We start from the raw sequence: 11,990 nt of genomic DNA on the forward strand, positions 1-11,990 counted from the left end.
TTATTTTCAACTCTTACTATTATACAGACTTTTCTAACTTTGTCAACACCTTTTTTCTATTTTTTTTCATTTTTTTCCATAGCTTCTTACCGAGTACGGATATCAAACTCCTTAAACACAATACGTAAGTCTCTTAATACTCTTTGACGACCTCGGAAGCGTTCATTTCTTAAGACGAGTTCTAACTCTTCTTGTTTCTCTTTGCTTTGTTTGTTTCTATAATTTTTTAGTGTTTCATGAAAGAGATAATAATCATCTTGCCAGAGTCCTCCCTCTCCTATACGATGACTGATCTCACCTACTTCTTCATAGGGTTCTTTATCATATCTTCGTTTTTGACTTTCCTGCTTACGGATATGGTCTAAAATTCGATTACGGAATTTAGTTTTGAAATATTTACGTAAACGAGGAATATCTTCTACTAGCTCTTCTTCTCTACTAATCAATTCATGTAAGCAAATCATTCCCTCTTGGTCCCAATCTGATAGCTCCCATAAATGAAGGTAATATTCATTTCTACTTTTATATACAATTCCCTGGACTTCTTTATACAATTCTTTAAACATAACGTTCCCCTTTCTAGATACAGTTTAACAGATTCAGAAACACTTTTGTCCCATTTCCCCCATTCTGTTCCCTACACCGTCTAAACTGCACAAAAAAGAGAGGACAGGCCTCTCTCAGGGTTATTTTTCATCATTCATTTTTGACTTTACTTCATCATAGGATAGTGCATGTGATTCCTCTTCGACTGTTTCAGGCATCTTTCCTGTTTCATAAAGAGCTTTAATTTGTGTACTATCCAATGTTTCGTATTTCAATAATGCTTCTGCAATCAACTTGTGAGTTTCACGATTTGATTGGATGATTTCAGCAGCTTTATTTCGTGCTTCATTTAATAATGAGCGAACCTCTTCGTCAATTTCATAAGCTGTTTGTTCTGAAATTGATTTTTGAGGACTCTGTGCACCAAACATAGCATGGTTTCCTTCATATTGTACTGGGCCAAGTTTTTCACTCATACCGTACTCTGTAACCATTGCACGCGCCATTTGTGTCGCTTGTTCAAAGTCGTTTGAAGCTCCTGTAGTTTGGACATTAAAGATAATTTCTTCAGCTACACGGCCACCCATTAAACCAGCCAATTGCTCTTTCATATCTTCTTTAGATAGAAGCATTTGATCTTCCTTAGGAAGTGCAATCATGTAACCACCTGCACGGCCACGTGGTACAATTGTAACCTTATGGACAACGCGGGCATTCGACAAGACTAAACCAACAATAGTATGTCCAGCCTCATGGTAGGCAACCAATTCACGTTCTTTTTGTGAAACAGTCTTATCTTTCTTAGAAGGACCAGCAATCACTCTATCTTCTGCTTCATCAATATCTGAGGCATCAATTATCGATTTATTGCGACGAGCAGCGACTAAAGCAGCTTCATTCAATACATTCTCTAAATCAGCACCAACAAAACCTGGAGTTTGTTGGGCAACTAATTTCAAATCAACATTTTCCGCTAAAGGCTTGTTCTTAGCATGAACTTTCAAGATTGCTTCGCGACCTTTAACATCAGGACGGCCAACCAATACTTTTCTATCAAAACGTCCTGGACGCAAAAGTGCAGGGTCAAGTACATCTGAACGGTTTGTCGCAGCGATGACAATAATCCCTTCATTTCCCTCAAAACCGTCCATCTCAATCAAGAGTTGGTTCAAGGTTTGTTCACGTTCGTCATTTCCTCCGCCAAGACCAACTCCACGTTGACGTCCAACAGCATCAATTTCATCGATAAAGATAATAGCTGGTGCTGCTTTTTTGGCATCTTCAAAAAGAGAACGAACACGACTAGCTCCAACTCCGACAAACATTTCTACAAAGTCAGAACCTGAAATACTAAAGAAGGGAACACCTGCTTCTCCGGCTACTGCCTTAGCAAGCAAAGTTTTACCTGTTCCCGGAGGTCCCTCCAAAAGGACACCTGCTGGAATACGAGCCCCAAGTTTTGTAAATCTTTTTGGATCTTTTAAGAATTCAACAACTTCAACTAGTTCTTGTTTTTCTTCCTCAGCTCCAGCAACATCTGAAAATCTTACTTTAATATCTTCTTTATTTGCAGCTTTAGCCTTACTACGTCCAAAACTCATCGGGTTACGGCTATTATTTCCTCCCATATTTCCCATCATAGAGAATAGGAAGAAGAAAAGAATACCGAATGGCACAATGGATACAAGAATATTAATCCACATACCACTCGAACTTTCATGCTTAATAGTTACTTCCGCTTTATGGTCAGAAGCAAGCTTTTGCAATTCTGATACTGTAGTATCTGAAGGAAGAATAATACTTGAAAATTTCTCTACTGTTGTAGCAGATGGAGAAAAGAACTGAATGCCTGTTTCTTCTTTACTTGTTTTAGGATTTTTATAAACACCTGAAACTTCGATAACACTGCCATTTGGTTGGTAGGTTAATTCTTTTACATTGTCATCGGTAATTTCTTTTACCAATTCTGTATAATTAATTTGCTCACTTTTCCCTGCAACACTACCTGTACTAAAATACTGGTAGGCTGTAACTAGGAAAAAAATAAGTAATAACCATAGAAAAGGATTTTTAATTAAACCATTATTTTGTTTTTTCATTAAAAATTGTTCTTTCTAATTTGAATACACTTCTTCTTTCAATACTCCAACATAAGGAAGGTTACGATAATTTTCTTTGTAGTCTAAGCCATAACCTACTACAAACTCATTTGGAATAGTAAAGCAGGTATAGTCTGCCTCAATTTCTACAACACGCCCCTCTGGTTTATCCAACAAGGTTGCAATGTTAACAGAAGCTGCTTCTCTTTCAATAAACATATCTCGCAAATTCTTCAAAGTTTGACCTGTATCAATGATATCCTCTACAAATAGAACATGTCTTCCTTTGATATCTTGAGTCACATCTTGCTTGATATTGATGACACCACTACTTGCTGTTCCACCATGGTAGCTAGAAACCATCATGAAGTCCATTTCAATATGTGTGTCGATATGTTTGACCAATTCAGCCATAAAAGGAATAGATCCTTTTAAAATCCCAACTAAGATTGGATTTTTTCCTGCATAGTCTTTAGTGAGTTGAGCACCTAATTTTTTAGTAGCTTCTGTAATTTCATCGTGTGAAACAAGGATTTTTTTAATATCGTTTTCTAACATTTTTTTACCTATCTATTTTTTCTATATAAAGTACAGTGTTCATTATATCATTTTTCGTGTTTTTACTCAAATTACTGGTCGCAATTCCCAAAATTGAGACAATTTCACCAAATTGCTCAATAATCAGAGCTGATTTTCGCTTTTCCATAGGGATTTTTAAATCAATAAATAGACGTCTGAGTTTTTTTCTATGACCATTCTGAATCAAAACATCTCCTGTTTTTCGATGACGAATGTGTATTGATGTTTCCCGTGAAACAGGTACCTGCTGAATTAATTCACCTTCTAAAGGAAGTCCAAAGGAAAATAAATATCCTTGATAAGATACCTGATTTTGATAGTGTAACACAAGTTCCTCTTCCTTTTCATCAGACTGAGGACTGATTTTACAAATCCGAAACTGTTGATACTCTTTTACTAATTCATAACCATTTTTAAGCGGATGACGATACTGGCTTTTAGTTTTTAAAATTTGCCGAACTTCTTCAAACTGAGCCTTTGTAAGATTCAAATCTGGAAAACGATTCAGATAAGTTTGAAGTAAAACTCTTTGTGTGGACTCAGAGTAAGACAATAGCTGCTCTAAATTTTCTACATTAATATTCTTTGATAATTCAGCTATAGCTAAGTCATAATCTAAAATTTCATTGCCGATGCTTAAGATTGCATATCTAAATCGAGGATTTTCTTTTTCTAATTCTGGTAAATAAGAATTTCGAATACGATTGCGAAAATAATGATTTTCCTGATTTGATATATCTTCAAAGTGGAAAATTGGTGGAAAGTCTTTTTTCTGAAAATGCAAGAAGGGCCGAATGATTTCTATCTCTCCTACTACTTGCTTCTCCTTAATTCCTGATAGATAGCGCAAACGAGTACCTCGAATCAAACGCATCAAAATCGTTTCCACCTGATCATCAGCATGGTGGGCAGTGACTAAAGCTGTCGCACCTGTCTTTTTCATGACCTCTTGAAAAAAATCATAACGAAAATGTCGAGCACGCGCTTCTGAAAATTCTCCTGAAAAATTGCTGATATAAATAGGAAGCTCTGCTTCAGCAGCCAACTTCCTTAATTCCTTTTCTTCCCAATCTGATTCAATTCTCTGCTTATGATTAACATGAGCTAAAATCAATTCAATTTCCAACTCTTCTTGATAAGTAGACAATACCTTGAATAGAAACATAGAATCTAATCCACCAGAAAGAGCTAGCACCACCTTAGTATGTTTTTTAAAATATTCTCTCTTGAGAAAATGATTTAAAAAATCTTGTTCCCTCATTTTAGAACCTCATAAACGTCCTTGGCTATCTGAGAAATCGTATCATAATCAGAATTCTTAGTGAAAATAGAAATAACAAATGGAGAATCTGCATAGATAACGCCCGTATCATGCTTAAATTCATCCGCATCTCCAATTTTATGAGCTACTTTAACAGAAACACCTTTGGCAATTCTCTCATTATCAAAATCTGTTTTAGTCAAAGAATCCAATACAAGTCCATTTTGGTTATAAATAGCTTCCATGACTTTCCCAGCCATTTTAGAAGAAATCAATTTTTCTTTTGGATCCCAATCATCTCCCATAATAGCAGACGTCTTGGATTTGAATATAGCATCAGATTGATTTGAAATGTAATATCCCAATAGATTATGAGCTACATTATCCGATTCTTTAGATACTTTTGAAATTAAATCCTTGAGAGAATAGTCTTTATTATCCTCTTTTTTAGGAAGGCTACCACTTCCCTCTGGTTTATAAGAACCTGGAAAATCATTGACTGCTGATACGTATTTTACAGTCGTGTCTAACTGATAAAGACCCTCATTTATTTTTTCTTGCGTATAGTAGAGATAAGGTAATTTTAAAATGCTAGCTGCATACATCTTTTCATCTTGATTAATACCAGCTTCTTTTCCAGTAGTCAGTTGCTTAACATAAATAGAGAAAGAAACTTTCTGATATTTTTCAGATAATATTTCTTGCACTTTATTCATCCGATTATCTTCTTCAGAAGTTAATTCCTTATCTACCCATCCAACTTGATCAATATGTAGAAATTCTTTCCCTTCTACAAACATGGTCTTATCAATTGAAACTTGCGAATAAGCTGATAAGGATGATTTCACTTCTTTTAAATCATAAGGACTGTTATACAGTTTAAAATCAGATTCTAACCATACTTTTTTTATTGTTGGAGTTACCTCTGACTGATCATATAAAAATCGTTTGTCTGCAGCAATAAATTGATGATTGGATAACTTAAATACTGGAATTCCTTGTTTATTTAAACGCCACTCGGTTATTTGAAAACTTGTTTGGGGAGTCAATTTTCCAGATTCCACTACTAAATCTTCATTCGCATAAACAGGAACCTCTCCATAAACCATGGGATAACTTAATTTTTCTCTAAAATAAATACCAAAGTCAGATTGTGAAAGGTAATAAATTTCTTTCGAAGTATATACAACTTCTTTTTCTGTGCTAACGACTTTTGAAACTGTCAAAAAACTTGGTAGCAACAAAATAATTAAGAATTTACGCATTCTTCCTTTCCTTTTCCTCTTGTAAACGCAATAGTTGATTTTTATCAGACAACTCTTCTAGTTTTTCATCCGATAGACTCAAAAATTGCTCAATTACGTCTAATAAATTTTCCATTTCATCACCTTGGAAGCAAGTCAGGAATCGTATAAACAGCTTCCCGATTCTTAGAATAATAATATTTTGCACGCATGTATTTAGCAGCGTAATCTTCATCTTTCAACTTTGTAGCAAAAGCTGTCTCTTTCTCCTTTTCCTCACTCAAGTTTTGATACTGAGTTTGCAAGTCTGATAACTGTTGACGTCTTTGGAGTAATTGGTGATAACTTTGAGCAAGATTATAAGTTGGTAAAATGAACAATAAAATCATCAAAATAAGAACCCAACCCATGAAACGATTACGTTTTTGTCGTTCCTTCATCAGATAGCGACGACGTTGATGTTCATTTTGAATAAAAGAATTATTCAATTGTACGATATTTTTAGACATTTTCTTCTACCCGTGTTTCACTGATAATTTCATACATGCCTGCTGCATCTTCTTTTTTTGTACTATCTTTCATCTCCAGTACTTTTACAAGTAGCAACTTATTTCCAAAGCGAATTTCAACTTGGTCATTAACTTTCAAATCCGTTGAACTTTTTGCCAAGATTCCATTTACCTTGATTCTACCTTTATCTGCTACTTCTTTTGCGACTGTACGACGCTTGATAATTCTTGATACTTTTAAATATTTGTCTAATCTCATTTTTATTACCTCAAATTATTATTGTACCATTTTTCTCCATTTTATAGAAGAAAAATGTTAAAGAGAATTGCCTTCTTTCGACACTTTTATCTCTAATAAACTTTCTCCAAAAATGAGCAGACCTTCTAAAATTTCATAGTCCTTCTTGTTTCGAACATCAAATACAACTTCCATTAATCCCTTATTCTCAGCTATAGCTGCTTTTAAGTTCGTTGCGGATAAAGCTTTAAAATAATCTTGAGCCAAGAACAGTCGCTGAGTAATTTTTTCAAATTGAACTGTAATCTTATTTTCTTTTCGTTCCACACGTTGAACAAAGACCCTATCAAGATAAGACTTAACCAAACCAATCTCTAAAAGATAGGCTACCACGTCTGGGTACTCTCCAAATCGGTCCATCAACTCTTCTTGTAATTCTTCGTAGTTGACACGGTTGTCAATTTGACGAATTTTCTTGTAAATTTCAATCTTATGTCGTTGATCAGAAATATAAGTATCAGGAAGATAGGCATCAATTTGTAAAATCAATTCGGTATTTCCTTTGGTTTTTGTGTTCCCATTACCATGTCGTTTAGCAATAGCTTCCTCCAATAACTGCGAATACAATTCAAAACCAATAGAATCAATGAAACCAGACTGGGATTTTCCTAAAAGATTTCCTGCTCCGCGAATCGAAAGATCTCGCATTGCAATCTTAAATCCTGATCCCAATTCTGTAAATCCTTTAATCGCTTCTAATCTCTTCTCGGAGACTTCACTGATTGATTTTTCTGGACGATACATGAGATAGGCATAAGCAATACGATTACCACGACCGACTCTTCCTCTTAACTGATACAAGGTTGACAAGCCCATATGGTCCGCATTTTCAATAAATAAAGTATTGGCATTTGGAATGTCCACTCCTGTCTCAATAATGGTAGTTGTCACCAAAATATCATATTGTCCTTCAATAAAGTCCAGTAGAGTATTTTCCAACTGAATTTCACTCATTTGTCCGTGAACATACCCAATCGAAGCCTCTGGAATTAACTCCTGTAATTCTGAAACCTTCTGGTCAATCGTGTCAACTTTATTGTAAAGATAGTAAACTTGACCTCCACGCTCCATTTCACGCAAGACAGCATCACGAATGACACTTTCATTCTTTTCTAAAACATAGGTTTGCACTGGATAGCGATTTGTTGGAGGAGTTTCAATAACAGACAAATCTCTGATTCCCAGCATAGACATATGAAGGGTACGAGGGATTGGGGTAGCTGTCAAGGTTAGGACATCCACTTGTTTCTTTAACTCTTTCAAGGTTTCCTTATGCTTGACACCAAATCGCTGTTCCTCATCAATAATCATCAAGCCCAAATCAGCAAACACAACATCTTTTGACAAAACACGATGTGTTCCAATCAAAATATCAACTTGACCCTTTTTCAATTTTTCAAGTGTTTCAGTCTGCTCTTTTTTACTTCTAAAGCGACTCAACACATCAATATTAACAGCAAAATTTTGGAATCGTTCCTTAAAATTGGTATAGTGCTGTTGCGCTAAAACCGTCGTCGGAACTAAGACGACAACCTGTTTGTGATCATTGACTGCCTTAAAAGCTGCACGCATAGCAACTTCAGTCTTTCCAAAACCAACATCCCCAACTAAAAGTCGATCCATTAGTTGAGAAGCCTGCATATCTCTCTTGATTTCCTCAACACTACGAAGTTGATCATCCGTTTCAACATAAGGGAAGGCATCATCAAAAGCATGTTGATCCTCATCATCAGCTGAGAAAGCAAACCCCTTCAACTGACTGCGTTCAGAATAAAGTTTAATTAAATCGTCAGCTATATCCTCTACCTGGTTCTTAACTTTTTGCTTGGCTTTTTTGAAATGACCGTCATTTAATTTATTGAGTTTAGGAGCTTTCCCATCACTTGAAACATATTTGGACAGTAGATGAATCTGTTCCACTGGGATAGAGATTTGATCCCCGTTTTGGTATTGAACACTAACATAATCACGGTGAATCCCTTTGATTTCAATTGTTTCAATCCCTAGATATTGACCAATTCCATGGATATGATGGACAACGTAGTCCCCTTTTTCAAGTTCATTGTAATCTTTTAATCTCTCTGCATTCGAAACATGTTGTCTTCGAAAACGACGTTTCAATTTCTTTTGAAAAATCTCATGTTCAGTTATCAATAAAATCTTTTCATCTACAAAATGAAAACCATGTCTGAGATTACCTTCGATTAAGTTTACAGATTCTTTACAGATACTTGACTTATCTCTGGAATCTAATTTAATCTGATATTCCTCTAAAACATCCTCCAATGTTTTACTTCCCATTGAATTGCTAGACTGAAGAATAATAGTGTAATTCATTTTTTTGTATCGCTCAATTTCTTCTTTTAGAAAAGAAAATTGATTGAAAAACTCTTGCATGGGATATTGATTAAATTGATAAATTTGATCAAACTTGAGATTTCCTAACCCCTTTTGCAGATTAGAGAAAAAGGTAACCGGACTCTGTTTTTTATAGATTTTCTCTGTATCTGCAAAATACTGCATCTCAGAAAATGCTTTACTGTTCTGTAATTCTTCTGTAAAGTATTGTGCTAACTCCCTTTCAAAGACTTCATACTGATTCATCAATTTCTGATAATCATCAAAGAATACTGGGGTATCTTTTTCAATATAGTCAAAAACAGTCCATGTCTTGTCATAACACAAAGATAAAAACTTCCTAGAATCTAAATGAATTTGTTTTTGATGAAAACTTGAAAGAATTTCTTCTAAGTATGATTTTAAAATAGGTGATAACGTTTTTGAAATTTGTTTTTCTAAAGCTGACTGACCTCGTTGATAATCCTTTTCTCTCAAAAGCATATCACTAGCTGGAAAGATGGTGAGTTCTGTCTGATTTTCTTTCGATAATTGTGTTTCGACTTCAAATGACCTAATACCATCGACTTCATCACCAAAAAACTCAATTCGGCAAGGTTCTAACTGGGATATTTCAAAAATATCTAAAATATCTCCTCGCAGACTAAATTCTCCTTGAGTTTGTACTTGTGTAACTTTTCGATAGCCTATTTCCTTTAACTGATGGATAAGCTCATGTTGGTCATATTCTTCACCAACTGAGATTTTTATAATACTATCTTTGAATACATTTGGAGACGGTAAAATCAATCGACTTGCTGCAATATTACAAACCAAAATCCCTTTCTTAGATGGATCAGTCAAAAAACGCAAGGCTTCGACCCGTGAAATGATTTTTTCTTGTGAAGACATCAAGAACTCGACCATAGGGGAGTCATCTACCAAAAATGGATAGACAAGTTCCTCACCCAAGATAGATAGAAGATCACTAACAAGTCCTTCTGCTTCTCCATAAGTTGACGTCAATAACACAATCTTATCTTCTTTGTCTATACTACTTGCAATTGCAAGAGCCTTAGTAGACGTTGATAAACCTAGTATTAGTTGTCTTTTCTTATCTGTCAGATTTTGATGCCATTTTTTAATCTGATCATTTTTTGAGAATAAATCTAATAAGGTCGCCATTTATCCGTTATACCTCTGCATCGTTTTTTCAAAGTTTTTCTCTTGTAAATAGTAGTTTACAGAATCGTCAACTTTGTCAATAGACTGTAAAATACCAATATAATCATCCTTGTCAAACTTACTCAAAACATGGTTAACAACTGACATTCCATTTTTAGGTCTTCCAATTCCAATCTTAACACGATTAAATACCTGAGTCCCTATATGTTGAATAATAGACTTGATACCATTATGACCACCTGCTGAGCCCTTTGCTCTTAAACGAATTTTCCCAACTTCCATGTCAAGATCGTCGTAAATGACGAGTAAATCTTCAATATCCAAACCATAGTAAGTCAATAAAGCATGAACAGCTTTGCCGCTTTCATTCATAAAGGTCGTTGGTTTGACAAGATAAATTTTTTCACCATTGAGGAAAAAAGATGCTAGATCAGCTTGAAATATCTTATCGTGTGTAAAAGTGAGATTCTGTTTCTTCGCTAGTTGGTCAATCAACATAAAGCCAACATTGTGTTTTGTTTCAAAATATTTATCTCCTGGATTTCCCAATCCTACAAGTAATTTTGTCATTTATTTTTCCTTTCAAAAGCCAAAAGGGTTGGAATTTTTTTCCAACCTAATTGATACTATTCATTAAATTTTTTAGACATTAAAGCGGAATTCCATGATATCGCCGTCTTGGACGATATATTCTTTTCCTTCTTCACGCAAGCGTCCAGCTTCTTTTACAGCCTTTTCAGAACCGTATTTCACTAGATCCTCATATGACATGGTAACTGCACGAATAAAGCCTTTTTCAAAGTCTGAGTGGATAATACCAGCTGCTTGAGGAGCCTTCATACCACGTTTAAATGTCCAAGCGCGAACCTCTTTTTCACCAGCTGTGAAGTAAGTTCCAAGTCCAAGTAAGTGATAAGCTGCTCGAGTCAACTTGTCAACGCCTGATTCTGTCAACCCAAGTGCTTCAAGAAACTCTTGCTTATCTTCTTCGTCTAACTCAGAAATTTCTTCCTCAGCACGCGCAGAAATAACGACTACTTCAGCATTTTCTGTCGCTGCAAATTCGCGAATTTGTTTGACATAGTCGATAGAATCTGGATCTGAAACTACATCCTCGTCCACATTAGCAACATAGAGCACTGGTTTAGTCGTCAAAAGGAAGAGACCTTTGACAACCTTTTGCTCCTCATCTGTAAATTCAATAGTTCGAGCTGATTTTCCATCTTCAAGGACTGGTTTAATCTTTTGAAGAACATTGAATTCTGCCACAGATTCTTTATCTTTTTGCGTACGTGCCATCTTTTCTACACGCGCATAACGTTTATTGACTGATTCTAAGTCAGCAAGAATCAATTCCAGGTTAATGGTATCAATATCCGCAAGTGGATCCACAAAGGCATCTTCACGTCCTTGCTCGCGCATGACATTTTCATCATCAAAAGCACGAACTACATGAACAATCGCATCTACTTCACGGATATTGGCCAAGAATTTATTTCCTAGTCCTTCTCCTTTTGAAGCTCCTTTTACAATCCCTGCAATATCTGTAAATTCAAAAGTTGTTGGAACTGTCTTTTTAGGAGTAATCATTTCAGTTAGTTTTTGGAGGCGTTCATCTGGAACTTCTACCATTCCAACGTTTGGATCAATCGTCGCAAATGGGTAGTTTGCTGCCTCTGCTCCTGCTTTTGTAATTGCATTAAATAGTGTTGATTTACCAACGTTTGGCAAACCAACGATACCTGCTGTTAAAGCCATATTTTCTCATTCTCCGTTTTCATTTCAATCCCTAATATTATAACACAAAAAGGGAAAACTTGCTAACCCTCTAACTAAGGGTTCTCATACTCTTCGAAAATCTCTTCAAACCACGTCAACATCGCCTTGCCGTATAGATATTACTGACTTCGTCAGTTCTATCTGCAACCTCAA

At 35.4% G+C, this 11,990-nt stretch carries 11 protein-coding genes; all 11 read right to left on the reverse strand.

Annotated elements, in window-relative coordinates; all coding sequences use genetic code 11:
- Window positions 1–86 precede the first annotated feature (86 nt).
- The 11 genes from HMPREF2613_RS00155 to ychF all read right to left on the reverse strand — a co-directional run bounded on the left by HMPREF2613_RS00155 (window position 87) and on the right by ychF (window position 11,816).
- Window positions 87–566, reverse strand: a complete 480-nt coding sequence (locus HMPREF2613_RS00155; RefSeq protein WP_070478091.1) for a transcriptional regulator — start codon at window positions 564–566, stop codon at window positions 87–89.
- A gap of 120 nt (window positions 567–686) precedes the next feature.
- A complete protein-coding gene (gene ftsH, locus HMPREF2613_RS00160) occupies window positions 687–2,645 on the reverse strand; it encodes an ATP-dependent zinc metalloprotease FtsH (protein ID WP_064276848.1) in 1,959 nt (652 codons plus the stop codon).
- A 15-nt stretch (window positions 2,646–2,660) separates the two neighbouring features.
- Window positions 2,661–3,203, reverse strand: a complete 543-nt coding sequence (hpt, locus tag HMPREF2613_RS00165) for a hypoxanthine phosphoribosyltransferase (RefSeq protein ID WP_070478093.1) — start codon at window positions 3,201–3,203, stop codon at window positions 2,661–2,663.
- Between the two features lie 4 nt (window positions 3,204–3,207).
- Entirely contained in the window at window positions 3,208–4,485 is a 1,278-nt protein-coding gene (tilS, locus tag HMPREF2613_RS00170) for a tRNA lysidine(34) synthetase TilS (protein ID WP_070478095.1), read from the reverse strand.
- Window positions 4,482–5,750 carry a serine hydrolase gene (locus tag HMPREF2613_RS00175; protein WP_070478097.1) on the reverse strand — a complete coding sequence of 423 codons (1,269 nt, stop codon included), beginning with the start codon at window positions 5,748–5,750 and terminating at the stop codon, window positions 4,482–4,484. The genes tilS and HMPREF2613_RS00175 overlap by 4 nt, the downstream gene beginning before the upstream one ends.
- Window positions 5,743–5,865: an SP_0009 family protein gene (locus tag HMPREF2613_RS11670; protein ID WP_020902316.1), complete on the reverse strand. Its 123-nt coding sequence runs from the start codon at window positions 5,863–5,865 to the stop codon at window positions 5,743–5,745. Before HMPREF2613_RS11670 ends, HMPREF2613_RS00175 begins: the two co-directional genes overlap by 8 nt.
- A gap of 4 nt (window positions 5,866–5,869) precedes the next feature.
- Window positions 5,870–6,238, reverse strand: coding sequence for a septum formation initiator family protein (locus HMPREF2613_RS00185; protein ID WP_020902315.1), 369 nt, complete (start codon window positions 6,236–6,238; stop codon window positions 5,870–5,872).
- Window positions 6,231–6,497, reverse strand: coding sequence for an RNA-binding S4 domain-containing protein (locus HMPREF2613_RS00190; protein ID WP_001234978.1), 267 nt, complete (start codon window positions 6,495–6,497; stop codon window positions 6,231–6,233). The genes HMPREF2613_RS00185 and HMPREF2613_RS00190 overlap by 8 nt, the downstream gene beginning before the upstream one ends.
- A 57-nt stretch (window positions 6,498–6,554) precedes the next feature.
- Window positions 6,555–10,058, reverse strand: coding sequence for a transcription-repair coupling factor (gene mfd, locus HMPREF2613_RS00195; protein ID WP_070478099.1), 3,504 nt, complete (start codon window positions 10,056–10,058; stop codon window positions 6,555–6,557).
- A complete protein-coding gene (gene pth / locus HMPREF2613_RS00200; protein ID WP_070478101.1) occupies window positions 10,059–10,628 on the reverse strand; it encodes an aminoacyl-tRNA hydrolase in 570 nt (189 codons plus the stop codon).
- Between the two features lie 72 nt (window positions 10,629–10,700).
- Window positions 10,701–11,816 (reverse strand): redox-regulated ATPase YchF, encoded by a 1,116-nt coding sequence (gene ychF / locus HMPREF2613_RS00205; RefSeq protein WP_049501881.1) that lies wholly within the window; start codon window positions 11,814–11,816, stop codon window positions 10,701–10,703.
- Window positions 11,817–11,990 lie beyond the last annotated feature (174 nt).

The organism is Streptococcus sp. HMSC070B10, assembly GCF_001808665.1.
In the GTDB taxonomy this organism is placed as follows: Bacteria; Bacillota; Bacilli; order Lactobacillales; family Streptococcaceae; genus Streptococcus.

What these genes read in the sequence shown, in the direction of transcription:
- HMPREF2613_RS11670 (WP_020902316.1), bottom strand. Translation starts at nt 5,865, where the DNA reads ATGGAAAATTTATTAGACGTAATTGAGCAATTTTTGAGTCTATCGGAT.
- ftsH (WP_064276848.1), bottom strand. Translation starts at nt 2,645, where the DNA reads ATGAAAAAACAAAATAATGGTTTAATTAAAAATCCTTTTCTATGGTTA.
- HMPREF2613_RS00175 (WP_070478097.1), bottom strand. Translation starts at nt 5,750, where the DNA reads ATGCGTAAATTCTTAATTATTTTGTTGCTACCAAGTTTTTTGACAGTT.
- pth (WP_070478101.1), bottom strand. Translation starts at nt 10,628, where the DNA reads ATGACAAAATTACTTGTAGGATTGGGAAATCCAGGAGATAAATATTTT.
- HMPREF2613_RS00185 (WP_020902315.1), bottom strand. Translation starts at nt 6,238, where the DNA reads ATGTCTAAAAATATCGTACAATTGAATAATTCTTTTATTCAAAATGAA.
- tilS (WP_070478095.1), bottom strand. Translation starts at nt 4,485, where the DNA reads ATGAGGGAACAAGATTTTTTAAATCATTTTCTCAAGAGAGAATATTTT.
- mfd (WP_070478099.1), bottom strand. Translation starts at nt 10,058, where the DNA reads ATGGCGACCTTATTAGATTTATTCTCAAAAAATGATCAGATTAAAAAA.
- HMPREF2613_RS00190 (WP_001234978.1), bottom strand. Translation starts at nt 6,497, where the DNA reads ATGAGATTAGACAAATATTTAAAAGTATCAAGAATTATCAAGCGTCGT.
- hpt (WP_070478093.1), bottom strand. Translation starts at nt 3,203, where the DNA reads ATGTTAGAAAACGATATTAAAAAAATCCTTGTTTCACACGATGAAATT.
- ychF (WP_049501881.1), bottom strand. Translation starts at nt 11,816, where the DNA reads ATGGCTTTAACAGCAGGTATCGTTGGTTTGCCAAACGTTGGTAAATCA.
- HMPREF2613_RS00155 (WP_070478091.1), bottom strand. Translation starts at nt 566, where the DNA reads ATGTTTAAAGAATTGTATAAAGAAGTCCAGGGAATTGTATATAAAAGT.